The 25721-nt window shown below is 66.7% G+C and carries 27 protein-coding genes; 14 read left to right on the top strand and 13 right to left on the bottom strand.

Going from position 1 to position 25721, the window contains the following annotated elements; all coding sequences use genetic code 11:
* Positions 1 to 35: 35 nt before the first annotated feature.
* From ACTHQV_RS00410 to leuC, 3 genes are all read right to left on the bottom strand, one after another.
* On the bottom strand, positions 36 to 1031 hold the full coding sequence (locus ACTHQV_RS00410; RefSeq protein WP_440488295.1) for an NADPH:quinone oxidoreductase family protein: 996 nt from the start codon (positions 1029 to 1031) through the stop codon (positions 36 to 38).
* Complete coding sequence (leuD, locus tag ACTHQV_RS00405; protein WP_440487809.1) at positions 994 to 1623, bottom strand: 3-isopropylmalate dehydratase small subunit; 630 nt, start codon at positions 1621 to 1623, stop codon at positions 994 to 996. Before leuD ends, ACTHQV_RS00410 begins: the two co-directional genes overlap by 38 nt.
* 127 nt (positions 1624 to 1750) lie before the next feature.
* Positions 1751 to 3187, bottom strand: a complete 1437-nt coding sequence (gene leuC, locus ACTHQV_RS00400; protein WP_440487808.1) for a 3-isopropylmalate dehydratase large subunit — start codon at positions 3185 to 3187, stop codon at positions 1751 to 1753.
* A gap of 129 nt (positions 3188 to 3316) precedes the next feature.
* Between leuC and ACTHQV_RS00395 the strand changes: the two genes are divergently transcribed.
* Positions 3317 to 4555: an MFS transporter gene (locus ACTHQV_RS00395; RefSeq protein WP_440487807.1), complete on the top strand. Its 1239-nt coding sequence runs from the start codon at positions 3317 to 3319 to the stop codon at positions 4553 to 4555.
* A gap of 198 nt (positions 4556 to 4753) precedes the next feature.
* On the opposite strand, the gene ACTHQV_RS00390 is transcribed toward ACTHQV_RS00395, so the two are convergent.
* The 3 genes from ACTHQV_RS00390 to ACTHQV_RS00380 form a co-directional block, all read right to left on the bottom strand.
* Positions 4754 to 5389 carry a CoA transferase subunit B gene (locus ACTHQV_RS00390; protein WP_440487806.1) on the bottom strand — a complete coding sequence of 212 codons (636 nt, stop codon included), beginning with the start codon at positions 5387 to 5389 and terminating at the stop codon, positions 4754 to 4756.
* 3 nt (positions 5390 to 5392) lie between these two features.
* Positions 5393 to 6298: a 5'-nucleotidase, lipoprotein e(P4) family gene (locus ACTHQV_RS00385; protein WP_440487805.1), complete on the bottom strand. Its 906-nt coding sequence runs from the start codon at positions 6296 to 6298 to the stop codon at positions 5393 to 5395.
* Positions 6299 to 6402: 104 nt separating this feature from the next.
* Complete coding sequence (locus ACTHQV_RS00380; RefSeq protein WP_440487804.1) at positions 6403 to 7104, bottom strand: CoA transferase subunit A; 702 nt, start codon at positions 7102 to 7104, stop codon at positions 6403 to 6405.
* Between the two features lie 126 nt (positions 7105 to 7230).
* Here ACTHQV_RS00380 and ACTHQV_RS00375 point away from each other — a divergent pair, with 126 nt between their 5' ends.
* The gene (locus tag ACTHQV_RS00375; protein ID WP_440487803.1) at positions 7231 to 8883 is read left to right on the top strand and encodes a thiamine pyrophosphate-binding protein; all 1653 of its coding nucleotides are present in this window, start codon (positions 7231 to 7233) and stop codon (positions 8881 to 8883) included.
* Positions 8884 to 8942: 59 nt separating this feature from the next.
* Here the strand turns inward: ACTHQV_RS00375 and ACTHQV_RS00370 are convergent, their stop codons facing one another.
* From ACTHQV_RS00370 to thiS, 3 genes are all read right to left on the bottom strand, one after another.
* Positions 8943 to 9287, bottom strand: coding sequence for a hypothetical protein (locus ACTHQV_RS00370; RefSeq protein WP_440487802.1), 345 nt, complete (start codon positions 9285 to 9287; stop codon positions 8943 to 8945).
* 133 nt (positions 9288 to 9420) lie between these two features.
* Positions 9421 to 9603, bottom strand: a complete 183-nt coding sequence (locus tag ACTHQV_RS00365; protein ID WP_440487801.1) for a CsbD family protein — start codon at positions 9601 to 9603, stop codon at positions 9421 to 9423.
* Between the two features lie 89 nt (positions 9604 to 9692).
* Positions 9693 to 10697, bottom strand: a complete 1005-nt coding sequence (thiS, locus tag ACTHQV_RS00360) for a sulfur carrier protein ThiS (RefSeq protein ID WP_440487800.1) — start codon at positions 10695 to 10697, stop codon at positions 9693 to 9695.
* 110 nt (positions 10698 to 10807) lie between these two features.
* Here thiS and aroQ point away from each other — a divergent pair, with 110 nt between their 5' ends.
* From aroQ to ACTHQV_RS00335, 5 genes are all read left to right on the top strand, one after another.
* Positions 10808 to 11242, top strand: coding sequence for a type II 3-dehydroquinate dehydratase (gene aroQ / locus ACTHQV_RS00355; protein WP_440487799.1), 435 nt, complete (start codon positions 10808 to 10810; stop codon positions 11240 to 11242).
* Positions 11243 to 11287: 45 nt separating this feature from the next.
* Positions 11288 to 11803: an acetyl-CoA carboxylase biotin carboxyl carrier protein gene (accB, locus tag ACTHQV_RS00350; RefSeq protein ID WP_440487797.1), complete on the top strand. Its 516-nt coding sequence runs from the start codon at positions 11288 to 11290 to the stop codon at positions 11801 to 11803.
* A gap of 1 nt (position 11804) precedes the next feature.
* The gene (accC, locus tag ACTHQV_RS00345; protein ID WP_440487795.1) at positions 11805 to 13154 is read left to right on the top strand and encodes an acetyl-CoA carboxylase biotin carboxylase subunit; all 1350 of its coding nucleotides are present in this window, start codon (positions 11805 to 11807) and stop codon (positions 13152 to 13154) included.
* Between the two features lie 153 nt (positions 13155 to 13307).
* Positions 13308 to 13643, top strand: a complete 336-nt coding sequence (gene arsC / locus ACTHQV_RS00340; RefSeq protein WP_440487793.1) for an arsenate reductase (glutaredoxin) — start codon at positions 13308 to 13310, stop codon at positions 13641 to 13643.
* Between the two features lie 474 nt (positions 13644 to 14117).
* On the top strand, positions 14118 to 15701 hold the full coding sequence (locus ACTHQV_RS00335; protein WP_440487791.1) for a phospholipase D-like domain-containing protein: 1584 nt from the start codon (positions 14118 to 14120) through the stop codon (positions 15699 to 15701).
* 230 nt (positions 15702 to 15931) lie between these two features.
* Here the strand turns inward: ACTHQV_RS00335 and ACTHQV_RS00330 are convergent, their stop codons facing one another.
* Positions 15932 to 16165, bottom strand: a complete 234-nt coding sequence (locus tag ACTHQV_RS00330) for a hypothetical protein (protein WP_440487790.1) — start codon at positions 16163 to 16165, stop codon at positions 15932 to 15934.
* Positions 16166 to 16409: 244 nt separating this feature from the next.
* Between ACTHQV_RS00330 and purL the strand changes: the two genes are divergently transcribed.
* From purL to bfr, 4 genes are all read left to right on the top strand, one after another.
* Complete coding sequence (gene purL / locus ACTHQV_RS00325) at positions 16410 to 18623, top strand: phosphoribosylformylglycinamidine synthase subunit PurL (RefSeq protein WP_440487788.1); 2214 nt, start codon at positions 16410 to 16412, stop codon at positions 18621 to 18623.
* A gap of 64 nt (positions 18624 to 18687) precedes the next feature.
* Positions 18688 to 19974 carry a DUF418 domain-containing protein gene (locus tag ACTHQV_RS00320; RefSeq protein WP_440487787.1) on the top strand — a complete coding sequence of 429 codons (1287 nt, stop codon included), beginning with the start codon at positions 18688 to 18690 and terminating at the stop codon, positions 19972 to 19974.
* Positions 19975 to 20032: 58 nt separating this feature from the next.
* Positions 20033 to 20203: a (2Fe-2S)-binding protein gene (locus ACTHQV_RS00315; protein WP_440487786.1), complete on the top strand. Its 171-nt coding sequence runs from the start codon at positions 20033 to 20035 to the stop codon at positions 20201 to 20203.
* A 102-nt stretch (positions 20204 to 20305) separates the two neighbouring features.
* Complete coding sequence (gene bfr / locus ACTHQV_RS00310) at positions 20306 to 20797, top strand: bacterioferritin (RefSeq protein WP_056453358.1); 492 nt, start codon at positions 20306 to 20308, stop codon at positions 20795 to 20797.
* 66 nt (positions 20798 to 20863) lie between these two features.
* On the opposite strand, the gene ACTHQV_RS00305 is transcribed toward bfr, so the two are convergent.
* Together ACTHQV_RS00305 and ACTHQV_RS00300 are read right to left on the bottom strand one after the other, a co-directional pair.
* The gene (locus tag ACTHQV_RS00305) at positions 20864 to 21271 is read right to left on the bottom strand and encodes an Hpt domain-containing protein (RefSeq protein ID WP_440488294.1); all 408 of its coding nucleotides are present in this window, start codon (positions 21269 to 21271) and stop codon (positions 20864 to 20866) included.
* Positions 21272 to 21376: 105 nt separating this feature from the next.
* Positions 21377 to 22639: a NupC/NupG family nucleoside CNT transporter gene (locus ACTHQV_RS00300; protein WP_440487785.1), complete on the bottom strand. Its 1263-nt coding sequence runs from the start codon at positions 22637 to 22639 to the stop codon at positions 21377 to 21379.
* Between the two features lie 133 nt (positions 22640 to 22772).
* Here ACTHQV_RS00300 and ACTHQV_RS00295 point away from each other — a divergent pair, with 133 nt between their 5' ends.
* The 3 genes from ACTHQV_RS00295 (at position 22773) to ACTHQV_RS00285 (ending at position 24753) form a co-directional block, all read left to right on the top strand.
* Positions 22773 to 23429, top strand: a complete 657-nt coding sequence (locus ACTHQV_RS00295) for a queuosine precursor transporter (protein ID WP_440487783.1) — start codon at positions 22773 to 22775, stop codon at positions 23427 to 23429.
* A 44-nt stretch (positions 23430 to 23473) separates the two neighbouring features.
* Entirely contained in the window at positions 23474 to 24370 is an 897-nt protein-coding gene (gene argB / locus ACTHQV_RS00290; RefSeq protein ID WP_440487781.1) for an acetylglutamate kinase, read from the top strand.
* Between the two features lie 80 nt (positions 24371 to 24450).
* Positions 24451 to 24753: a YggT family protein gene (locus ACTHQV_RS00285; protein ID WP_082458115.1), complete on the top strand. Its 303-nt coding sequence runs from the start codon at positions 24451 to 24453 to the stop codon at positions 24751 to 24753.
* 42 nt (positions 24754 to 24795) lie between these two features.
* On the opposite strand, the gene ACTHQV_RS00280 is transcribed toward ACTHQV_RS00285, so the two are convergent.
* A complete protein-coding gene (locus tag ACTHQV_RS00280) occupies positions 24796 to 25665 on the bottom strand; it encodes a 3-hydroxyacyl-CoA dehydrogenase NAD-binding domain-containing protein (protein ID WP_056453347.1) in 870 nt (289 codons plus the stop codon).
* Between the last annotated feature and the right edge of the window lie 56 nt (positions 25666 to 25721).

Below are 25721 nucleotides of genomic sequence, written 5' to 3'. Positions count from 1 at the left end.
CACCTTCTTCGTCGCGCCTCCGCGTGAACCCAAATCTACGGCACCACCACCAACTTCCCGACGACCCGACGCGCTGCCAGCGCCGCGATCGCCTCCCCGCCGCGCTCCAGCGGAAACACGCCCGTCACCTTCGGCGCGATCGCCCCTTCGTCCCACAGCCGGAACAGCGTTGCCACATGCGCCGCATTCGCCGCCGGATCGCGCATCGCGAACGCGCCCCAGAACACGCCGCACACGTCGCAACTCTTGAGCAGGGTCAGGTTGAGCGGCAGCTTCGGTATGCCCGCCGGGAACCCGACGACCAGATAGCGTCCTTCCCACCCGACGCTGCGCAGCGCCGGTTCGGCATAGTCGCCGCCCACCGGATCGAACACGATGTCCGCGCCCGCCGGCCCGACCGCCCCCTTGAACGCATTCGCCAGCGCCTTCGACGCATCCTTGTCGAGCGGCGCGTACGGATAGACGACGACGTCATCCGCCCCCGCCCTCCGCGCCGCGTCCGCCTTCTCCTGCGAAGACACCGCCGCCACGACCCGCGCGCCGAACGCCTTGCCCAGTTCGATCGTCGCCAGCCCGACCCCGCCGGCGGCGCCCAGCACCAGCAGCGTCTGCCCTGCCGCGATCCGCCCGCGATCGACCAGCGCATGGATCGCCGTCGCATAGGTCAGCAGCAGCGCCGCGCCGTCTTCGAAACTGCGGTTCGGTGGCAGGCGGTGGAGCGCGGCGGCCGGCAGCGCCAGTTTTTCGACCATCCCGCCATGGCCGGTGACCGCGATCACCCGATCGCCGACCGCCCAGCCCGCGACGCCTTCGCCGACGCTCTCGATCACACCCGCCACCTCGCCGCCCGGCGCGAACGGCCGCGGCGGGCGGAATTGGTAGCGATCCTCGATAATCAGCACGTCGGGATAGTTGACGGCACAGGCGCGGACGGCGACGACCACCTGCCCCTTGCCCGCCACCGGATCGGGCAATTCCCCGATCGATAGCGTTTCAGGCCCGCCCGGCTCCTTCGACAGCAACGCCCGCATCACCGCTTCTCCCATTGAGCCACGGTCGGGCATTGGCCACGCCGGACTCATATTTCGAAATCGCGGTATCTTGTGCCAGCGTCATGCCGATCTCGTCCAGCCCTTCCATCAGGCACTGTCGACGAAAAGGGTCGAGGTCGAAGGTAAAGCGATCCTGATAGGAGGTGGTGACGGTCATCGTCTCCAGATCGACCGCGATCGGCTGATCCTTCGCCACCTCGACCAGCCGGTCGACCGCCGCCTGCGGCAGCACGACGGTGACGATCCCATTCTTGATCGCGTTGCCGGAGAAAATGTCCGAAAAGCTCGGCGCGATCACCGCCTTCACGCCCATGTCGCCCAGCGCCCACGCGGCATGTTCGCGGCTGGAGCCACAGCCAAAATTCTCGCCCGCGATCAGGATCGGGCTACCGGCATAGCGCGGATCGTCGAAGATATTGCCGGGCTCGGCGCGCACGCTCTCGAACGCACCCTTGCCCAGCCCCTCGCGCGTCGTGGTCTTCAGCCAGTGCGCCGGGATGATGATGTCGGTGTCGATATTCTTGGCGCCCCATGGATAGGCGCGCCCGTCGACCTGCGTGATCGGCTCCATCCTATGCCCCGCTACGCGGCACGACCGGCTTGGCCACCGCCGGCCGCACGCTCGACGCATAGGCCGCCGCGACCCCGCTCAGCACCGCGCCCGCGATCAGCGCCATCAACACCTTCTTCATTACGCCTTACTCCGTCACCAGTTCGCGGACATCGGCCAGCCGCCCGGTCACCGCCGCCGCCGCCGCCATCGCCGGGGACAACAAATGCGTCCGTGCGCCCGGTCCCTGACGCCCTACGAAATTGCGGTTGCTGGTGGAAGCACAGCGTTCGCCCGGCGGCACCTTGTCGGGGTTCATCGCCAGGCACATCGAACAGCCGGGTTCCCGCCATTCGAAGCCCGCCTCGGTAAAGATGCGGTCGAGCCCCTCGGCCTCGGCCTGGCGCTTGACCAGCCCCGACCCCGGCACGACCAGCGCCTGCTTGATCCCGTCGGCGACATGCCGCCCCTTCACGACGCTGGCCGCCGCGCGCAGATCCTCGATCCGGCTGTTGGTGCAGCTGCCAATGAAGATATAGCTTACGGCCACATCTTGCATCCGCGTGCCCGGCGTAAGGCCCATGTAATCGAGCGACTTCTGCGCGGCGATGCGCTTGCTGGCATCTTCGAAGCTGTCGGGCGACGGCACCACGCCGGTGATCGGCACGACATCCTCGGGGCTGGTGCCCCAGGTCAGCGATGGCGCGATGTCACTCGCATGCAGTTGCACGACGCGGTCGTACCGCGCATCCGAATCTGTCGGCAGCGTCCGCCAATAGTCGACCGCGCGGTCCCAATCGGCGCCAGTCGGTGCCATCGGCCGCCCCTTCAGATAGGCGAAGGTCGTCTCGTCGGGCGCGATCAGCCCGGCGCGCGCCCCACCCTCGATCGACATGTTGCTGATCGTCAGCCGCCCCTCGATCGACAGGCCGCGAATGACCTCGCCGGTATATTCGACGACATAGCCGGTGCCGCCCGCCGCACCGATCTTGCCGATGATCGCCAGCACGACGTCCTTGGCCGACACGCCGTATCCCAGCGTCCCGTCGACGCGGATTTCCATCGTCTTCGACTGCTGCAGCAACAGCGTCTGCGTGGCCAACACATGCTCGACCTCGCTGGTGCCGATTCCGAACGCCAGCGCGCCCAGCGCCCCGTGCGCGCTGGTATGGCTGTCGCCGCACACCAACGTCGTCCCCGGCAGGGTAAAGCCCTGCTCCGGCCCGACGACATGGACGATTCCCTGCTGCGCAGCGGTCGCGTCGATATAGCGGATGCCGAAATCGGGCGCGTTCTTCTCCAGCGCCGCCAGCTGGCTGGCGCTCGCCGGATCGGCGATCGGCAGGCGCTTGCCTTGCGCATCCACCCGCGGCGTCGTCGGCAGATTATGGTCGGGCACCGCCAGCGTCAGGTCGGGCCGCCGCACGCCGCGCCCGGCGGCGCGCAGTCCGGCGAACGCCTGCGGACTGGTGACTTCATGGACGAGATGCCGGTCGATATAGATCAGGCAGGTACCGTCGTCGCGGCGTTCGACGACATGGTCGTCCCAGATCTTTTCATACAGCGTGCGGGCGGGCTTGGTCATCGCGCGGCGTTAACCGAAAATGCGCGCGGCGGGAAGGGTCCGCGACATTATATTACGTTCACGTGGCGCGGGAGCCTTTGCCCCGCCCCCGCGTTCGCCGCGCTCATACACCATATACGGACACGGGCGATGCGCGAGCGAACTTCCGAACGGCCCGTTTCCCCGCGCAATACCCGCGCGCTCGACTGGATGAATGCGTTCCTCGCCGATGTCCGCGACGGGCTCGGCCCCTATCTCGCCATTTATCTGGTGGCGGTGCGCGGTCCGACCTATGGCTGGGACGAGGCGACCGCCGGGATGGTCATGACCATTGCCGGCATCGCCGGGCTGCTGGCAACGACCCCGGCGGGCGCGCTGGTTGACAAGAGCCGGGCGAAGCGCGCGTTGCTGGTCGCCGCCGCCTTGGTCGTCACCCTCGCCTCGCTGTCGCTGCCGATCGTGTCGGGCTTCACCGCCGTCGCCGTCACCCAGTCGCTCGCCGCCGTCGCCGGCGCGATCTTCGCCCCCGGCATCGCCGCGATTACGCTCGGCATCGTCGGTCCGCGCGCCTTTACCCGCCGCGTCGGCCGCAACGAAGCCTTTAACCATGGCGGCAACGCCGTCTCCGCCGCGCTCGCCGGGGCGCTGGCGTGGAAGTTCGGGCCGCAGGTCGTCTTCTACCTGATGGCTGCGCTTGCCGCATGCAGCATCGTCGCGATCCTGTCGGTCGACGACAAGGCGATCGACCACGACATCGCCCGCGGTTGCACCGATGGCGAGGAACCCTGCACCCCGCCGCCGACCCTGCTCCAGACGTTCAAAGCCTCCCCCGCCCTCGCCGTCTTCGCCGGGGCGTGCTTCCTGTTCCACCTCGCCAATGCGGCAATGCTGCCCTCGGTCGGGCAGTTGCTGGGGCGTGAAGTCGGTGCTGGTGCCGCCACCTCGCTGGTCGCCGCCTGCATCGTCGGCGCGCAGCTGGTGATGGTGCCGGTCGCGATTATCGTCGGTCGCAATGCCGATCGCTGGGGCCATCGCCCGATCCTGCTGGTCGGCATGGCCGTACTGATTGCGCGCGGGGTGCTCTACACTTTCGCCGACGCACCGGCATGGCTGCTCGGCGTGCAACTGCTCGACGGCATCGGCGCAGGCATCTTCGGCGCGCTGCTCCCGGTCGTGGTCGCCGCGATCATGCGCGGCACCGGCCGCTTCAACGTCGCGCAAGGCGCGGTCGCGACCGTACAGGGACTCGGCGGCGCACTCAGCACGACGCTGGCCGGCGTCATGATCGTGCAGGGCGGCTATAACGCGGCGTTCCTGCTGCTGGCGGCGATCGCAGCGGTCGGGTTCGCGCTGCTGTGGTGGAAGATGCCGGAAACGGCATCGCAGTAGATTTCTGGTTCACGCGAAGGCGCAAAGGGGTTGCGTCTGTTGCGATCGTCCGCCGCGTCAGCGTCCCTCACGCTCGTGGCAGCAGGAAGAAAGGCTTCGCCGGACAAGCCGCGCTCGCAGCGTTCCGAACCTCTCTGCGCCTCTACGCGAAATTCACTTTCCTCTTCCCGACTTCGCGCCTTCGCGTGAACCCGAAACCTACTCTTCGAACCGAGCCGTAGTCTTCGCCCGAACCTCTTCCGCCGAAACCCCCGGAGCGCACTCGACCAGCCGGAACGGGCTGTCATGGTCCGCCCGCTGGAACACCGCCAGATCGGTGACGATCATGTCCACTACATTCCGCCCGGTCAGCGGCAGGGTGCATTCGGGGATGAACTTCGGATCGCCGTTCTTGGACGTGTGCTCCATCACGACGATGATCTTCTTGACCCCGGCAACCAGGTCCATCGCCCCGCCCATGCCCTTCACCATCTTGCCCGGGATCATCCAGTTGGCGATGTCACCGCCTTCCGACACCTCCATCGCGCCCAGCACGGTCAGGTCGATATGCCCGCCGCGGATCATCGCGAAGCTGTCGGCGCTGCTGAAATACACCGACTGCGGCAACTCGCTGATCGTCTGCTTGCCGGCGTTGATCAGGTCGGGGTCCTCCTCCCCGGCATAGGGAAACGGTCCGATGCCCAGCATCCCGTTTTCCGACTGCAACGTCACCTCGACGCCGTCCGGGATATGGTTCGCCACCAACGTCGGGATGCCGATGCCGAGATTGACGTAGAATCCGTCCTTCAGCTCGCGCGCGGCACGCGCCGCCATTTCGTCGCGGGTCCAGGCCATCGGTTACTCCTTGCGCGCGCCGGGATCGCTCCAGCGCAGATCATTGGGAAACACATCGTCGAAATCGCCGGCCAGCGCAGTGCCATAGACCGGGTTGGGCAGCACGAACCAGCCATTGCCCCACAGATTGGCGACGGCCGGCGCATCCGCCGCCGCCCGCCGTTCGGCAGGCTTCAGACCGGCATTGAACAAATCGCTGAAGTCGCCGAGCTGATCGCCGACCAGCGCCACGACGCAGAATTTCGACGCGATCAACGCGCGGCGCGCATCCTTGCCCGACCCGCCCGGCGCATCGCCCTTCAGGAACAGCGTCTCGCCATGTTTGGCGGGGCCGAGTCCCGCGCGGTTGAGCACCGCTTCGGTATATTCGGCGGTCGCGGCATTTCGGTTGGTGTTGAACACCACGGTCACGCCCGCCGCGCGCAGTGCCGCCAGCCCCTCGACCGCCCCCGGCACGGCCCGTGTCGCACGCCCGTCCGACCGCTCCCACCGTTCCCAGCGCGCCGCGTCATAACCAAGCCCGCCGCGCGCATCGGCATATTCATAGCCGGTGTTGAGCAGCACCGTTTCGTCCACGTCGAACACGACGGCGGGCTTGCCGGTGCACGGCAGTTGCGCCGGTTGCGCCAAGGTCGCGTTCGGCGCCAGCACCGCCTGCAACGGCATCCGGCGCAGCGTCGTGCGGTCGCGCAGATACTGGTTCACATAGCGGACCAGCCCGGCATAGGCCTGCCTACTCGCCGCCCCCGCCTCGCCCGACCCATAGAGATACTGCATCCCCGCCGGCACACCCGCCACCGTCGCCGGCGCGACCGGCGCGGCGGACTGATTGCCCACCGCCACGACGCACCCCGACAGGGCGAAGGCGGCGGTGCCGAGGGTCAGCGCACGTGCCAACCCACCGGCCACGCCCGTATCCCCGCGCAGGCGGGGATCCAGAGCCACGATCGCAGACCGCGGTGACCAGCAACCCTGGGTCCCCGCCCGCGCGGGGACACGGGAAGGCCGCCGCATCAAACCCGCTCCCGCACCGTGCGGAACTCGATCTGCTTGTCGTACGGCGCACCGACGATCATCCGCTTCACGTAAATCCCCGGCAGGTGGATCGCATCGGGATCGAGGCTGCCGACCGGCACCACTTCCTCGACCTCCGCCACGCAGAAATTGGCGGCGGTCGCCATCGGCTGGTTGAAGTTGCGCGCGGTCTTGCGGAAGATCAGATTGCCGGCCTCATCGGCCTTCCACCCCTTGATGATCGACAGATCGGCGCGGATACCGCGTTCGAGGATATAGTCCTCGCCGTCGAACTGCTTCACCTCTTTCCCTTCGGCGATCAGCGTGCCGACCCCGGTCTTGGTATAGAAACCCGGGATGCCCGCCCCGCCGGCGCGGCAGCGTTCGGCCAGCGTCCCCTGCGGACAGAATTCGACCTCCAGCTCGCCCGACAGATATTGCCGCTCGAACTCCTTGTTCTCGCCGACATAGCTCGAGATCATCTTGGCGACCTGCCGGCTGCGCAGCAGCTTGCCGAGGCCCTGTCCGTCGATCCCGGCATTGTTGCTGGCGATGGTCAGCTTCTGCACGCCCGACGCTTCGATCGCGTCGATCAGCCGTTCGGGAATGCCGCACAGGCCGAACCCGCCCGCGCAGATCGTCATCCCGTCGTGGAGCAATCCCTCCAGCGCCGCTTCGGCATTCGGGTACAGCTTGTTCACGCCCGTCTCTCCCAACTGATCGCGTCGCCGATGTCGCAGGCTCGGTCGGGCCGGTCAAGAAGGTGAACCGACCTTCAACTTCGCACCGCTCTGGCGTCGCTGCACGCCCCGCGATAGCGTGGGGGCATGACAACTTCACGTTCCGGCGGCCGCATCCTCGTCGACGCCCTTCTCACTCATGGCTGCGACCGTATCTTTCACGTCCCCGGCGAAAGTTTCCTCGCGGTGCTCGACGCGCTGCACGACACGCCGGCGATCGATCTGGTCACCTGCCGGCAGGAGGGCGGGGTCGGCTTCATGGCCTGCGCCGATGCCGCGCTGACCGGGCGGCCGGGCATCGCCTTCGTCACGCGCGGGCCGGGTGCCACCAACGCCTCGATCGGCGTGCATGTCGCGATGCAGGATTCGATTCCGATGTTGCTGTTCATCGGCGATGTCGATCGCGGGATGCGCGACCGCGAAGGCTTTCAGGAGGTCGATTTCCTGACGATGTTTGCACCGCTCGCCAAGCGGGTGCTGCGCATCGACGATCCGACGCGCATCCCCGAATACGTCGCCCGCGCATGGCGCACCGCCACCTCGGGCCGGCCGGGTCCGGTGGTGATCGCCCTGCCCGAGGACATGCTGGTCGAGGAAGCGGTGGCGGTCGACCGCCCGCCGCTCGCGAAACTCGAAACGGTGCTCGACCCTGTCAACTTCGACGCGGTTTTGACCGCCCTGCGCACCGCCCGCTCCCCCGTGGCGATCGTCGGCGGGGCCGGCTGGGATACCTCGACAGGTGTAACCTTCGCCAACTTCGCCGAACGCTGGGGCATCCCCGTCGCCGGTGCCTTCCGGCGACAGGACGCCATCGCCAACGACAGCGCGGCATGGGCCGGCAACCTCGGCTACGGCCCCTCGCCGAAGCTCGTCCAGCGCATCAAATCCGCCGACCTGCTGCTGGTCGTCGGCGCGCGCCTCGGCGAAGCGACCACCGACGGCTATACGCTGGTCACCCCCGACCATCCCGACCAGACGCTGATCCACATCCACCCCGACCCGGCCGAGCTCGACCGCGTCTACCGCGCCGACCTCGCCGTCGCCGCCGACCCGTTCGCCTTCGCCGACATGCTGACCCGAGCCGAACCGCCGGCCAACCCCTTGCCGGCAGGGCAGGAAGCCCATGCCGAATGGCTGGCATGGTCCACCCCCGCCCCACGCGACGTCACGCTCGACCTCGGCCAATGCGTCGCGGCGATGCGCGAGCGGCTGTCCGGCCACGACACGATCATCTGCAACGGCGCCGGCAATTTCTCAGGCTGGTGGCACCGCTACTGGCATTATGGCCGGACCGGGACGCAGCTTGCGCCGACCTGCGGCGCGATGGGCTATGGCGTCCCCGCCGCCGTCGCCGCGGCCCTACGCGAACCGACCAAACTTGCGGTTGCGGTCGCCGGCGACGGCGATTTCCTGATGAACGGACAGGAACTGGCCACCGCCGTCCAGCACGGCGCCAATCTGCTCGTCATCCTCGTCGACAATGGTGGCTACGGCACGATCCGCATGCACCAGGAACGCGAATATCCTGCGCGCCTGAGCGGCACCGCGCTCGCCAATCCCGACTTCGCCGCCCTCGCCCGCGCCTATGGCGGCTGGGCCGAAACAGTCGAGACGACCGAGCAATTCGCCCCTGCCCTCGACCGCGCGCTGGCGCAGACCGGCGTCCGCCTGCTCCATTGCAAGACCGAGATCGAAATCATAACCCACAGCACGACGATCACTGCGATCCGTCAGCGTTAGGGTCCGATGGATCAGCCGGTCGCTCCCCCCCCTGATCAGGGAAGGGAAAGGGCGAGCCGTCAGTCCTCAGACGTTCCCAACCGCTCCAGCCAAGCCTGCGCCTGTTTGCGCTCCCCGACCGCCTGCGGCCCGACCGGCCCGCGCGATCGCAGAAACTCCGCATGCAACCCGAAGGGCGGCATCGCCAGTTGGACGCGCATCGCATCGACATCCTCCCCAATGCGAGCCAGTTCCTCGATCACCGGCGCAATCGCCGCACGGGTACGGCGATCGGCATTGTGATCGAACAGCCCCTGCCTGCCCGCTGCCGCCGCCGTCAGTGCCGCGATCAACGCCGCACGATAGTCGGCCTCGCGCTCTCTGCGCAGCGTGTCGGTACGGGCAAGTCGGTCTGCTCTGGCCATCGCCGACCCTATCGCGCCGCCGGTCGGGTCGCAACGCACGCGCCGCATATCAACGGAAAAGGCCGCCCCGGTTTCCCGGAGCGGCCCTTCGGCACCATCCGCCAACTACCCGGCGGTACGCGGTGCCCTAACCTCAGATCTTGTCGCCGAGCGCGCCCTTGACGCTGCCCTTGACGTCCTGCCCGGTGCCCTTGGCCTGCTGCGCCTCGCCTTCGGCTACCAGCCGATCGTTGTCGGTCGCCTTGCCCACGGCTTCCTTGACGTTTCCGGCGACCTTGTTGCCGGCGGCGGCGAGCTTGTCGGTGAATTCACCCATGAAAGACTCCTGTGGGTTGGCGAGGTGTCCCTCGCTGGATTGCCTCCATACAAAGCGCAGCCGCACCCGGCGGTTCCATTAAACTTAATTCATATCAGACCGGCCAGCGGGCTCGACGGATCGGCATAGCGCCGCCGCTGCATCCGCCCCGCTAGGTATCCCATCCGTCCGGCCTCGACCGCCGCCTTCATGGCACGCGCCATCAGGATCGGGTCCTTCGCCTCGGCGATGGCGGTGTTCATCAGCACCCCGTCACAGCCCAGCTCCATCGCCACCGCCGCGTCGCTCGCCTGGCCCACGCCCGCATCGACCAGCACCGGCACCTTCGCCCCTTCCACGATCAGGCGGATGGTGACGAGGTTCTGGATGCCGAGGCCGGAGCCGATCGGCGCGCCCAGCGGCATGATCGCGACCGCGCCCGCATCCTCCAGCCGCTTGGCCGCGATCGGATCGTCGACGCAATAGACCATCGGCAGGAACCCTTCCTTGGCCAGCACCTCGGTCGCGCGCAGCGTCTCGACCATGTCGGGGTACAGCGTCCGCGCCTCCCCCAGCACCTCCAGCTTGACCAAATCCCAGCCGCCCGCCTCGCGCGCCAGCCGCAGCGTGCGGATCGCGCTGTCGGCATCGAAGCAACCGGCGGTGTTCGGCAGGTAGGTGATCTTTCTCGGGTCGATATAGTCGGTCAGCATCGGCGCCTTGGGATCGCTCACGTTTACGCGACGCACCGCGACGGTCACGATCTCCGCGCCCGATGCCGCGACCGCGGCGGCATTCTGTTCGAAATCCTTGTACTTGCCGGTGCCGACGATCAACCGCGAGCGGAAAGTGCGGCCGGCCACGCTCCACGTATCGGCGTCGTTTAGCGCAATATGGTCGCCGCCGCCGACGAAGTGCACGATCTCCAGCTCGTCGCCATCCTCCACCTTGACGTCGGCCAGCGTCGAGCGTGGCACGACCTCCAGATTGCGCTCGACCGCGACCTTTTCCGGCACCAGCCCGATCTGCGCCGCCAGTTCGGCCAGCGTGATGCCGTCGCGGACGCGCATATGCTCGCCATTGACCGTGATGGTGATCGTGCCGTCGCTATGCATGTCGTCTCCTGTCGGGGCGCCCTCGTCTCGACTTCGGGCACCCGGTCCGGCTATGGTGCGCCGCATATAGGGTCCGCCGCCACGCGCCCGCAACCGAAAGCCTGCCTCCTTTGACCGCTACCGTCTTCGTCCTCAACGGCCCGAACCTGAACCTGCTCGGCCTGCGCGAGCCGGAAATCTACGGGTCGGACACGCTCGACGACATTGCCGGAATGCTGGAGGATCGCGCCCGCGAACTCGGGTTGCAGATCGACCTGCGCCAGTCGAACCATGAAGGCCATCTGGTCGACTGGCTCCACGAAGCGCAGGCGGATGGGGCGAAGGCGGTACTGCTCAATGCCGGCGCGTATACCCACACATCGATCGCGCTCCACGACGCGATCAAGGCGGTGAAGACCCCGGTGATCGAGGTCCATCTGTCCAATCCGCATACGCGCGAGGAATTTCGCCACACCAGCTTCGTCGGCCGCGCCGCACGCGGCAGTGTGGCGGGGTTCGGTGCGCTTTCCTATCTGGTCGCGCTTGAAGCGGCCGCCCGCATCTGACAAGGGCGCGGTTTTTTATAATTAGAAAATCCATTGGGGGTTACCATGGCAGACGACAATCAGGGCGAAGGAACGCCGTTCACCAGCCACGCGATGCGCGTCGACATCGACCTCGTCCGCGCGCTGGCGCAGGTGCTCGATGAAACCCAGCTGACCGAGGTCGAGGTCGAGGACGGCGCGCGCAAGGTCCGCGTGGTGCGCAAGCCCGCCCCGGTACAGGCGGCGGCGACCTATGCACCCGCGCCGGCCTATGCCCCCCCGCCGCAGCTCGCCAGTGCCGCGACCACCACGATCGAGGCCGGCGCCGCCGCCGCTCCGGTGAGCAGCGCGCCGCCGGTCACCTCGCCGATGGTCGGCACGGTGTATCTCGCCGCCAATCCCGAAGCCAAGCCGTTCATCGCCGTCGGACAGAAGGTCGCGGCCGGCGACACGCTGGTGATCGTCGAGGCGATGAAGGTCATGAACCCGATCGTCGCCCCCGCCGCCGGCACCGTGACGCAGATCCTCGTGTCGAACGGCCAGCCGGTCGAATTCGACCAGCCGCTGGTGGTCGTGGAATAACATGCCCGAAATCAAGAAACTGCTGATCGCCAACCGCGGGGAGATCGCGCTCCGCATCCACCGCGCGTGCCATGAAATGGGGATCAAGACGGTCGCGGTCCATTCGACCGCCGATGCCGACGCGATGCACGTCCGCCTTGCCGACGAAGCGATCTGCATCGGCCCGCCGGCGGCGACCGACAGCTACCTCAACATCCCCAACATCATTTCCGCGGCCGAGATCAGCGGCGCCGACGCGATCCATCCGGGTTATGGCTTCCTGTCGGAAAACGCCAAGTTCGCCGAGATCGTCGAGCTGCACAACCTGATCTTCGTCGGGCCGAAACCGGAACATATCCGCACGATGGGCGACAAGATCGAGGCGAAGCGCACCGCGGGTGCGCTCGGCCTGCCGCTCGTCCCTGGCAGCGACGGCGCGATCAGCGACATCGCCGAGGCGAAGGCGATCGCGGCCAAGGCTGGCTATCCTGTCATCATCAAGGCGGCGTCGGGCGGCGGCGGCCGCGGCATGAAGGTGTGCCATTCCGAGGACGAACTCGAAACGCTGATGCAGCAAGCCGGCAGCGAGGCAAAGGCCGCGTTCGGCGACGCCACGGTGTACCTCGAAAAATATCTCGGCAACCCGCGCCACATCGAGATCCAGGTCTTCGGCGACGGCAACGGCCATGCCATCCATCTGGGCGAGCGCGACTGCTCGCTCCAGCGCCGCCACCAGAAGGTACTGGAGGAAGCCCCCTCCCCCGTGCTCAGCCAGGCCGATCGGGAACGGATCGGCGGCATCTGTGCCAAGGCGATGGCCGATATGGGCTATCGCGGCGCCGGCACCATCGAATTCCTGTGGGAAGACGGCGAGTTCTATTTCATCGAAATGAACACCCGTTTGCAGGTCGAACATCCGGTGACCGAGATGATCACCGGCCTCGACCTCGTCCGCGAACAGATCCGCGTCGCCGAAGGGCATGGCCTGACCTGTCGGCAGGAGCAGATCCGCTTCACCGGCCACGCGATCGAATGCCGCATCAATGCCGAGGACCCGCGCACCTTCGCGCCGTCGCCCGGCACGGTGAAGCATTTCCACGCGCCCGGCGGCATGCACGTCCGCGTCGATAGCGGCCTGTATGCCGGCTACAAGGTGCCACCCTATTACGACAGCATGATCGCCAAGCTGATCGTCTACGGCACCACCCGCGAACGCTGCCTGATGCGCCTGCGCCGCGCGCTGGAGGAATTCGTGATCGAGGGGATGAAGACCACCATCCCGCTGCATCAGGCGCTGCTCGACGACCCAGAATTCCAAACCGGCGACTATACGATCAAGTGGCTGGAAGAATGGCTCGCCAAGAACGACTGACCTAAAAATCCTCCCCTCCCCGCGGGGAGGGGGACCATCCGCAGGATGGTGGAGGGGGATCGCCCCGAACGCAGCGTCGGTGGAGCAGGCCAACCCCCTCCACCCCTCGCTGTCGCGAGCGGTCCCCCTCCCCGTGCCGGGGAGGATTTGCGAATGAAGGCCACGATCTATCACAACCCCCGCTGCTCCAAGTCCCGCGCAGCCCTCGCCCTGCTCACGCAAGCCGGCGCCGACGTGTCGATCGTCGAATATCTCAAAACGCCGCCGACCCGCGAAGAACTGGCCGCGCTGCTGACCCGCGCCAACCTCACTCCCCGCGACGCGCTGCGCACCGGCGAGACCGAAGCCAAACCGCTCAAGACCGCCGATGACGCCGCGATCCTGGACGCGATGGCGCAGCACCCCATCCTGATCGAACGCCCGATCGTCGAAACCGCCAAGGGCACCCTGATCGCCCGCCCGCCCGAACGGGTCCACGACATTCTTTGAAGCAGGGCCATCGCCGCCCGGCTAGCACATCATGCCGTCCCTCCGCCGTGCCCTGGCGAAGGCAGCGGCCCAGCTGGGGGGGACGTTCGTACATCGTTGAGAACACCTGCCAACCGAACCCTAGCCTCCGCGAGACCTCGTGAAAGCCCGCTACACCGTGCCCCCGCGAAGGCGGGGACCCCGGGTCAGATGCGCAAGCCTGTGTTTGGCTTGGCCCTGGACCCCCGCCTTCGCGGGGGCACGGAAGGGTTGGGACAGGCAGCGACCTTTCGCAAATGGCGCCCCCTTTCCTACACGCCCCCTCCCTGCCAACCTCGCGCCTGCTCTTTCCCATCGCCGCCTCCACCCCCGGCACACGCCACCCACGCTACAAACCGCGCACGAGTGTGAACTTTGTGAACTTTGGCCTGCCAAACCGACCTTAACCCACCGCAATCGCTTGGAACCGTAACGATACCCTGCCATTGCACGTCTATGGCGCGTCACACCCCTCCGCTCGAACCGGGTCGCAACTGCTGGCGGATCGAGCGCGCGACCCGCGCGACCGTGCTGGTCGACGCCGACAATTATTTTACCCACGCCCGCGACGCGATGCTGAAGGCGAAGAAGCAGATCCTGCTGATCGGCTGGGACTTCGACGCGCGCATCCGGTTCAAGACCGATCCCGACAGCGAAGGCCCTGAAAAGGTCGGCGAATTCATCAGCTGGCTGGTCCGCCGCACGCCGGGGCTGCAGGTCCATATCCTGCGCTGGGACACTGGCGCGATCAAGACGCTGTTCCATGGCCGAACGCTGGTGCGCATCGCCAAATGGATCGCCGATCCGCAGGTGCATCTGCGCCTCGACGGCCATCATCCCATTGCCGGCTCGCATCATCAAAAGGTCGTGGTGATCGACGACGACGTCGCCTTTTGCGGGGGCATCGACATGACCGTCGATCGTTGGGACACGCGCGAGCACCGCGATGACGATCCCCGCCGGATCGAACCCGACGGCACCCCCTATCAACCGTGGCACGACGTCACTACCGCGCTCGAAGGGCCGGTCGCGGCAGCACTCGGCGACATGTGCCGTCGTCGCTGGGCGGTCTCGGGCGGTGACGATCTGCCTGCCCCGACCGGGACCGGCGACTGCTGGCCGACCGGGCTGAAGGCCGATTTCACCGAAATCGACGTCGCCATCGCCCGCACCATCCCGGAAATGGCCGAGCAGGAACCGGTGCATGAGATCGAGACGCTCTATCTCGACCTGATCGCACGCGCCGAACGCTTCATCTACGCCGAAAGCCAGTATTTTGCCTCGCGCAAGGTCGCCGAGGCGATCGCGCGGCGGCTGGAGGAAGCCGACGGCCCGGAAGTCGTGATCGTCAACCCGACCACCGCCGAGGGCTGGCTCGAACCCGTCGCGATGGATTCGGCCCGCGCCCGGCTGTTCCAGGCGCTGAAGGAACGCGACCGCCACGACCGGCTGCGCCTCTACCACCCCTTCACCGCCGGCGGCACCGCCATCTATGTCCATGCCAAGGTGACGGTGATCGACGACCAGCTGCTGCGCGTTGGCTCGTCCAATTTCAACAACCGCTCGCTGCGGCTCGACACCGAATGCGACGTGACGGTCGATGCCACCCGCCACGTCAACGCCGACGAACGCCGCACCATCGCCGGCATCCGCGATTCGCTGCTCGCCGAGCATCTCGACGTGACGTGCGAAGAGGTGCAGACGACGCTTACCCGCACCAACTCGCTGATCGCTACGATCGAAGAACTGCGGGGCGACGGCCGCTCGCTGCGTCCCTACGAAGTCCCTGACCTCGGCGCGGTCACCGAATGGCTGGCCGACAACAAGATCCTCGACCCCGAAGGGCCGGGCGAGATGTTCGAAGCGCTGTCGCAGCGTACCCCATTGCTCAAGAAACTGCGGAAGCACCGCCCGCATCTCCACCGCGCCGACAATACGCTGTCCCCGGTAATGACCGCGGTCGCGGTCGGCGGCACCGTTGCCGGCGGCACGCTGATCGGTATGATGCTGTGGCAGGCCTGGAAGAAGCGGGGGGACTGAACCCTCGCCAACCGGCATCCCGGCGAAGACTGGTGTCTTTTAGTAAAAGCGCGGGGCGGGAGCCCCGCGAGACCCCGGCGTTCGCTCGGGTGACGTTGCAAGGCCGGGCGATGGCCGATCGACCAATCTCGCGGGACGACCGCAAAACTTCGGAAACGCTGGGCGCAGCCAACCCGGGCAGCGCCGTAAATCGAGGCGGGAACCGAACCGGCCCCCGCCCCTGATCGGACTTAGTTGCTGTCCGAATCGTCGTCGGTGGCGATGATGACGCCGCCCGCGACGATCGCCGCTGCCAGCAGCGCGAACACGATGCCGCCGCCGGCCAGCTTCTGGCCCTTGGCCGGAGCCGACGCACGGACCGACTTGGCGACCGACAGCGCCTGCGCGTTCGATGCGGCATTGGCGGCGACCGGAGCCGCGACCAGCGCGGTTGCGGCGATTGCCGTCAGAAACTTCGAAACCATTCAAATTCTCCCTTGCTCGGCATGACGCCCTGCTACGCCAGCGACCGGCGACGCGGGTCACCGACGCCTAGCGCTATGCAAGGTTCCCACAGGGAAAGGGTTAATCGAAGCGATTTAAACCGGCGCGGCCATATTTGTTCCGCAACTGTACCTATTTTGCAACGCAGCAGACCCGCCGGAAACGCCCCGGCAACGATCACAAACCGGCTGGCACCACCCGCGCCCGCGCGCTAGAGGCACGCCCATGACCCAGATCACGCCCGAGATCGTCGCCGAACACGGCCTGAGCCCCGAAGAATATGAGCGCGTCCTGCACGCGATGGGGCGCGAGCCGAACCTGACCGAACTCGGCATCTTCTCGGTGATGTGGTCGGAACATTGCAGCTACAAGTCCAGCCGCATCCACCTCAAGAAGCTGCCGACCACCGGGCGGCAGGTCATTTGCGGTCCGGGTGAGAATGCCGGCGTGATCGACATCGGCGACGGCCAGGCGGCGATCTTCAAGATGGAGAGCCACAACCACCCGTCCTATATCGAACCCTATCAGGGCGCGGCGACGGGCGTGGGCGGCATTCTGCGCGACGTGTTCACCATGGGCGCGCGGCCGATCGCGAACCTGAACGCGCTGCGCTTCGGCCGGCCCGATCACCCGAAGATGCGCCACCTGATCGCGGGCGTGGTGCACGGCATCGGCGGCTATGGCAATTGCGTCGGCGTGCCGACGGTCGGCGGCGAGGTCAATTTCCACCCCGCCTATGACGGCAACATCCTCGTCAACGCGATGACCGTCGGCATCGCCGAAACGACCAAGATCTTCTATTCGGCGGCCTCGGGCGTCGGCAATCCGATCGTTTATGTGGGCTCGAAGACCGGCCGCGACGGCATCCATGGCGCGACCATGGCCTCGGCCGATTTCGGCGAGGATGCGGAGGAAAAGCGCCCGACCGTACAGGTCGGCGACCCCTTCACCGAGAAGCTGCTGATCGAGGCGTGCCTCGAACTCATGGCCTCCGACGCGATCGTCGCGATCCAGGACATGGGCGCCGCCGGCCTCACCTCCTCCTCGGTCGAAATGGCGTCGAAGGGCGGCGTCGGCATCGAACTGGTCATGGACGACGTGCCGCAGCGCGAGCGCGGCATGACCCCGTACGAGATGATGCTGTCGGAAAGCCAGGAGCGGATGCTCATGGTGCTCAAGCCCGGCCGCGAGGATTTCGCCAAGGCGATCTTCGACAAATGGGAACTCGACTTCGCGGTCATCGGCCACGTCACCGACACCGGCCGCATGGTGCTGAAATGGCAGGGCGATGTCGTTGCCGACATTCCCCTCGCTCCACTCGCCGACGAAGCCCCGCTCTACGACCGGCCGCACATACCCACGCCCAAGCCGGCCGAACTGACCGACGTCCCCGTCTGCACTGATCCGGCCGCCGACCTGCTGAAGCTGATGGCGTCGCCAGACATCGCGAGCCGCCGCTGGATCTGGGAGCAGTACGACCACATGGTCGGCGCGAACACGGTGCAGCGCCCCGGCGGCGATGCGGCGGTGGTGCGGGTGCATGGCACGAGTAAGGCGTTGGCGATGACCACCGACTGCACGCCGCGCTATTGCTTCGCCGATCCGGTCGAGGGCGGAAAGCAGGCGATTGCAGAAGCCTATCGCAACCTGACTGCGGTCGGCGCGACGCCGCTGGCGGTCACCAACTGCCTGAACTTCGCCAACCCGCAGCGGCCCGAGATCATGGGCCAGATCGTCGGCTGCCTCGACGGCATGAGCGAGGCGTGCCGCGCGCTCGATTTCCCGATCGTGTCGGGCAACGTCTCGCTCTACAATGAATCGAAGGCGACCGGCGGCGGTTCGGCGATCCTGCCGACCCCGGCGATCGGCGGCGTCGGCCTGCTCGCCGATTGGGAAAAGTCGGCGACGATCGCGTTCAAGCAGACCGGCGACATCATCCTGCGCGTCGGCGACCGCACCGGCTCGCTTGGCCAGTCGCTGTGGCTGCGCGAACTCCACGGCCGCGAGGAAGGCCCGCCGCCGCCGGTCGATCTCGACGCCGAACGCAGCACCGGCGGCTATATCCGCCAGGCGATCCTGTCGGGGAAGATCACCGCCTGTCACGACGTATCGGACGGCGGCATCGCGGTGACCGTCGCCGAAATGGCGCTGGCCGGCAATGTCGGCGCGATCCTCGACCGCAAGCTGCCGTTCGACGACATCGCCCGCTCGCTCTTCGCCGAAGATCAGGGTATCTATATCGTCACCGTCCACGACCATGCGCTGCTCGAATTCCTGCAGGGCGCGGAAAAGGCCGGGGTCGATGCCGAACCGATCGGCCGCACGATCGGCAGCCGCATCATTTTCGAACTGACCGATGGCGATTTCGCCGTCGCGCTCGACGATCTGCGCCGCGCGCATGAAGGCTTCTTCCCCGCGCTGATGGGAGTGACGGCATAGTTGCGGGTCGATCATGCCCCCGGCATGATCTTCGGGATGCCGGGGGCATCCCGAACCCGCAACAATGCCGTCACTGACGCTGCCCTCGCCTGAACCGGCGCCGCCGGGCCGTATCGCGACGATCGATACGGTCCGCGGGGTCGCGGTCATGGGCATCCTGTTCCTCAACATCCTGTCGTTCGCGCTGCCCGAGGCGGCCTATGTCAGCCCACGCGCCTATGGCCTCGACGGCCCCGCGGATCGCTTCGCCTATTATACCGTCCTGATCTTGTTCGACGGCAAGATGCGCGGGCTGTTCTCTTTCCTGTTCGGCGCGTCGCTGCTGCTGGTCGTTGACCGGGCGGAGGTCGGCGGCCGCGATCCGGCAGCGGTGCATTATGCCCGCATGTTCTGGCTGTTCGTGCTCGGCCTCGCCCATGCCGCGCTGCTGTGGCGCGGCGACATCCTCGCCCATTATGCGCTGGTCGGATCGGTCGCCTTTGCCTTCCGCCACCTGAGCGTCGGCAGGCTCCTGACCTTCGGCATCGCCTGCGCGGCGATCGACGCGCTGCTGATGGGATCGATCCCGCTATCCTATCTGGCGATGCAGGCCGGCGACGGCGCCGATGCCGCACGCGGCCTGCGCGACTTCCAGAACGCGTTCGGCATCCCCGCCCCCGCGATCATCGCCCGGGAACTGGCACTGTTCCGCAGCGGCTATGGCGCAATCCTCGCCGACAACATCGCGCAGATCCCGGATATTCTCAGCGACACCCTCATCATCGGCTTCGAAACGCTCGCCTATATGCTGTTCGGCATGGCGGCGCTCCGCAGTGGCATGCTCGACGGTCGCTGGCCGCGCCGCCGGCTGTGGCGCTGGGCGGTCGGCGGCATGGGGCTTGGGTTGATCGGCTATGGTGCGATCGCCCTGTGGATCAGCACGCGCAATCTCGACCTGTTCGCCATCGTCGCCGGCCCAATCGCGCTCGCCACCCCGTTCCGCGCGATCATGATCCCTGGCTGGGCGGCGACGATCCTGTTGCTGGCGGCGAAGAACGGCCCGATCGCCCGCCACTTCGCCGCCGCCGGGCGGATGGCGCTCAGCAACTATCTCGCGACCAGCATCGTCATGTGCTGCATCTTCTACGGCTGGGGCTTCGGCCAGTTCGGCCATTGGTCGCGCGCCTCGCTCTACCTGCCCGTCGTCGCCATGTGCGCCGCGATGCCGTTATGGTCGCCCTGGTGGCTGGCGCGCTATCGCTACGGCCCGTTCGAATGGCTGTGGCGGTCGCTGGCCCGCCGGCAATGGCAGCCGATGCGCAACACGTCGCCCGTGCGAACGCGACGAATTGATGCGAATGACACGCAATAATTGTTGCGAACGATTTTCACTACCACTATGCATCGACCCAACGGAGCGAGGGTCGAACATGGTCGTATGCGTCTGTAATGCCATTCGGGAACGCGATGTGCGGGAGGCCGCGCGCGGTGGCGCGAACAGCGCCTGCCAGGCGTATCGGGCGCTCGGCTGTCAGGCAAAATGTGGTCAGTGCGTCCCGTTCGCGCGAGCCATTATCGATGCCGAACGCGCGCCTGCGTAGCGTTCGCACCGCGGCAAACCCGCGGAAATCAGCCATTTTGATGCTGTCCCTGTCGCGCCAAACAGCGTAAGCCCCGTCCATCACAGCATAAGGACGAACGACGTGAAGGGCGACGCCAAGGTCATCGAATTCCTCAACGAGGCGCTCAAGAACGAGCTGACCGCAGTCAACCAATATTGGCTGCACTATCGCCTGCTCGACCATTGGGGCGTCTACAAGCTCGCCCAGTTCGAACGTCATGAATCGATCGACGAGATGAAGCACGCCGACCGTCTGGCGGAGCGCATCCTGTTCCTTGACGGTCTGCCCAATTTCCAGCTGCTCGGCCGCCTGCGCGTCGGTGAAACGGTCGAGGAAATCCTGAAGGCCGATCTAGCGATCGAGGTCGAGGCCGTCGCCCAGCTGCGCGAAGCCGTCGCCTATTGCGAGAGCATCCGCGATTTCGTCAGCCGCGATCTGTTCGCGGAAATCCTGATGAACGAGGAAGAGCATGTCGACACGCTCGAAACCCAGTTCGAGATGATCGAGCGGATGGGTATCCAGAACTATATCCAGCTCAACGCCAAGTCGGAATACGACAAGCACGGGCTGTAATTCGGGCGGCCGGTCGCACAGTGTCGCGGCCGGCCCGCCTGACCCCAACGGTGAGTGAAAACGCCGCTAAAGCGCCACCGGCCGCTTGCCGAATCCGTTCGCCTTGCGCTGCGCCAGCGGGTTGCTGTCGCGGTCGAGCAGCGCCAGCGTCGCGTTGAAGGTCGGGCGCAGCCGCGCGACATGCTCCAGCGCCTCGGTCGGCTCGTCGCGCGTCTCGACGCATTTGCGGGCGATCAGCTCGATCCCCTCGGCAATATCGGCCAGCGTGTCCGCGCCGAACTGCCGCGATTCGCCCTTCAGCGTATGCGCCGGCAGGACCATCGCCACCGCATTCTGTTCGCGCATCGCCTTTTCGATCGCCAGCAGCGACTTCAGCCCGTCCTCGCGGAAATAGCCGAGGATGCGGACGAAATTCGCGCCGAGTTCCGCTCTGGCCTGCGCCAGTGCCCGCTGATCGATCAGTCCGCTGTCCATCGTCGCCCTCGCCACTCAACCCCCATGCCGCGTCCGGCACGATCGCACGACCGTATCCGGAACACCGTAAACAGAGAGTTGACGTGCAGCGGGACCGGCCGGTTTTCAGGCCAGTAGCAACCCCGCCAGCGCCGCCGACATCAGATTGGCAAGACTGCCGGCGACCAGCGCGCGGATGCCGAGCTTGGCGATCATCGGCCGCTGGTTGGGGGCGAGGCTGCCGGTCACCGCCATCTGGATCGCGATCGACGAGAAATTGGCGAAACCGCACAGCGCAAAGGTGATGATCGCGACCGTCCGGCTCGACAATTGCCCGCCCGCCTCGCCAAGCGAGATATAGGCGACGAATTCGTTCAGCACGACCTTCTGCCCGAACAGCCCGCCGGCGATCCCCGCCTCGCTCCACGGCACGTTCAGCAGGAACATGACCGGCGCGAAGACATAGCCGAGCAGCCGCTGGAAGCTGAGATCGGCGATTCCGAACCAATTGCCGATGCCGCCCAGCAGCCCGTTGGCCAGCGCCACCAGCGCGACGAACGCCAGCACCATCGCGCCGACCGCCACCGCCAGCTTGACGCCGGTCTGCGCGCCCTGTGCCGCCGCCATGATGATGTTGGCCGGGCGTTCCTCGTCATGCGTCGCCTCGGCCAGCGCAATCGCCTCCGCCTCGCGGTCGTCGCCGAGCGGCAGCTCGCCCGCCGCCGGCTCGGGCGTGTCGGGCATGATGATCTTGGCCATCAATATGCCGCCCGGCGCCGCCATGAAGCTGGCCGCCAGCAGGAAATCGATGCGGATGCCCATCGATGCATAGGCCGCAAGGATCGTGCCCGCCACGCCCGCCATGCCGCTGGTCATCACCGTGAACAGCTGCGCCGGGGTCAGCCCGCTCAGATAGGGGCGGATGACCAGCGGCGATTCGCTCTGCCCGACGAAGATGTTCGCGGCGGCGCACAGCGATTCGACCTTGCTGACGCCGATCACCTTTTCGATGCCGCCGCCGATCCAGCGCACCACCAGCTGCATGATGCCCAGATAATAGAGGATCGACACCAGCGACGCGAAGAAGATGATGACCGGCAGCGCGGCGATGGCGAAGCTGGTCCCGCCGATCTCCGGCCGGGCCAGCGGCCCGAACAGGAACGACGTGCCGGCGTTGGCATAGGACAGGAGGTTCGCGACCCCGCCCGACAGGAAGCCCAGCACGCCCTTCCCCCATGGCGTGTAGAGCACCAGCACCGCGATCCCCGCCTGCAACGCGAAGGCCGCACCGACGACGCGCGGCCGGATCGCGCGGCGGTTGGTCGATAACGCAAAGGCGATGCCGAGAATCACGACGATGCCGGCGATGCCGATGAGGAAACGTGTCATTGTTAAGCGAACTACCCTGCCCCGCCGCCCGCCCGGACGGCCCCAAACCGTCGCGATATGCCATGGCGGGGGCGCGGGGGCCAGCGGCGACAAACGCTTTTGCCATCGGCGGTTTTCGGGACTAGCAAGGGCCATGACGACACCTGCCCAGCCTGCACCCGCGACGATCACCATCCCGCGCGCGCTGTTCATCTTCTCGATCTTCTATGGCGGCATGGTCTGCATCGCCGGCGTGCTCGGCAACAAACAGGTGGCGATCGGCCCGCTGGCGGTCGAAGCGGGCATCTTCGCCTTCCTGCTGCTGGTCGTGGTGTCGAGCGCGGTCGCCGAACTCTACGGCGCGGGGCGCGCCAAGCATCTGGTGTGGTTCGGCTTCCTGCCGCTGCTCGCCTCGATGCTGCTGGTCGCGATCGTCCTCGAACTGCCCGCCGCCGCCAGCATGGAGGCCGACCGGCTCGCCGCCTTCGACCTCATCATGCGCTCCAACCTGCGCATCTGGATGGCGGGCATCGTCGCCTATGGCGTGTCGCAGACGCTGAACGTCACCATCTTCGGCTGGCTGAAGCGTGGACAGGGCAAGCTGCTGTGGCTGCGCGCGGCGATCGCCAGCGTCCTGTCGCAGATCGTCGACACGCTGATCTTCATCTCGGTCGCCTTCTACGGCGTATTCCCGATCGGGCAGCTGGTCGTCGGTCAGATGCTTGCCAAGGTCGTGCTGTCGATCGTGCTGGTCCCGCCGCTGATCTATGCCTTCGTCGGCCTGGGTCGCCGGCTGGACGGCACGCGGTAACAGCACTCTACCCACGCCGCGTGCCTGACGCTAAAGGCGCGGTCATGACCAACGCTCCCGATCCGAAGATGCTCGCCAAGGCGGAAACGCTGACCGAGGCGCTGCCCTATCTGCAACGCTATGCCGGTCGCACCTTCGTGGTGAAATATGGCGGCCACGCGATGGGCGATCCCGAACTGGCGCGCGACTTTGCCGAGGACGTGGTGCTGCTGAAACAGGTCGGCATCAACCCGGTCGTCGTCCATGGCGGCGGTCCGCAGATCGGCGCGATGCTCAAGCGCCTCGGCGTCGAATCGCGCTTCGTCGATGGCCTGCGCGTCACCGACGCCGCGACGGCCGAGGTCGCCGAAATGGTGCTGGCGGGCAAGATCAACAAGGAAATCGTCGCCTGGATCGCAGCGGCGGGCGGCAAGGCGGTCGGCATTTCGGGCAAGGACGCGCGCCTCGTCACCGCCGAAAAGGTCGGGCGCAGCGAACCCGACCGCAGCCAGGGGATCGAACGCCATGTCGATCTGGGCTTCGTCGGCACGCCGGTCGCGGTCGACCCGACCATCCTCCACAGCCTCGCGCGCGACGGCTTCATTCCGGTCGTGGCCCCCGTCGCGCTGGGCGCAGATGGCGAGACGTACAACATCAACGCCGACACCATGGCCGGGTCGATCGCCGGGGCGATGGGCGCATCGCGCTTCTTCCTGCTGACCGACGTCGCGGGCGTACTCGACAAGACCGGCGAGTTGCTGACCGACCTCAATCCGGAGCGCATCGCCGAACTGAAGGCCGACGGCACGATCAAGGGCGGCATGATCCCGAAGGTTGAGACCTGCGTGAATGCGGTCGCACAGGGCGTCGATGCGGCGGTGATCCTCGACGGCCGCGTGCCGCACGGGATGCTGCTCGAAATCTTTACCGAACAGGGTGCAGGCACGCTGGTCCACGCCTGACACGCGATCCGACCGCAAAGGCTTGGAGCCGGACCCGCGCGTCCCTATAGTCGAGAACCATTCGCGAAAGGCCCCATGCGTTGAACGTCCTGCTCGATATCATTCAGGTGCTGCTGAACGTCCTGTGGTGGATCATCATCGTGCAGGCGATCCTGTCGATCCTGATCTCGTTCAACGTCATCAACACCCATAACGACTTCGTCCGTTCGCTCTATCGCGCGTTGATGACGGTGACCGAACCGATCTATCGGCCGGTGCGGCGGATCCTGCCCGATTTCGGTGCGCTCGATTTCGCGCCGTTCGTGGTGCTGATCCTGCTCGGCATCACGCAGAGCATTATCCTGCCCGCCATCTACCGCGCGACCGCCGCGACCTTCATCTAAGGTCCGAACCGGGGGAGACGCACCGCCTCCCCCGCCCATCCTTTACCGCGTGGGCACCGGCTCCTCGCCCGAATAGTCGTAGAAGCCGCGCTTGACCTTGCGCCCGTACCAGCCGGCCTCGACATATTTGACCAGCAGCGGCGCCGGCCGGAACTTGGGGTCCCCCGTCCCCTCGAACAGCACCCGCGTGATTTCGAGACAGGTGTCGAGCCCGATGAAGTCGGCCAGCGTAAACGGCCCCATCGGGTGGTTCAGCCCCAGCTGACACGCCGCATCGATATCGGCGATCGTCGCCACGCCCTCGCCCAGCGCGAAGCACGCCTCGTTCAGCATCGGCATCAGCACACGGTTGACGATGAACCCCGGCGCGTCATTGGCATGGACGATCCGCTTGTTCAGACTCTGCCCGAACGCCTCGACCGCCGCGACCGTCGCGTCGCTGGTGGCAAGCCCGCGGATCAGCTCGATCAGGCCCATCACCGGCACCGGGTTGAAGAAATGCACCCCCATGAACCGCGCCGGATCGGGCGCGGCCTGCGCCAGCCGGGTGATCGGGATCGACGAGGTATTGCTGGCCAAAATCGCCGTATCCGACAGCGCCTTGCCGACGCTTTCGAAGATCTGCCGCTTGACCGCCTCCCGCTCGGTCGCCGCCTCGATCACCAGATCGCACGGCCCCATCGCCGCCAGGTCGCCGACCGGCTCGATCTGCCCCAGCGCGGCATCGGCATCACCTTGCGCAATCTTCTCCTTGCTCACCGCGCGCGCCAGCTGCTTGGCGATACCGTCCTTGCCCGCCTGTGCCCGCTCGACCGACACGTCCGACAGCAGCACCCGATAGCCCGCCTGCGCCGATACCTGGGCGATCCCCGCCCCCATCTGACCCGCGCCGATCACGCCAATCGTCTTCATACCAAAGGTCCTCTCGTTGCGCCTTCGCGGCCTGAACGCGGGAATAGCGGCTTTCG

Origin of the sequence: Sphingomonas sp. SAFR-052 (assembly GCF_051965015.1) — a bacterium.
In the GTDB taxonomy this organism is placed as follows: Bacteria; Pseudomonadota; Alphaproteobacteria; order Sphingomonadales; family Sphingomonadaceae; genus Sphingomonas.
The sequence above is the reverse complement of the archived record's forward strand: the minus strand, read 5'-3'. Positions and strand labels throughout refer to the sequence as shown.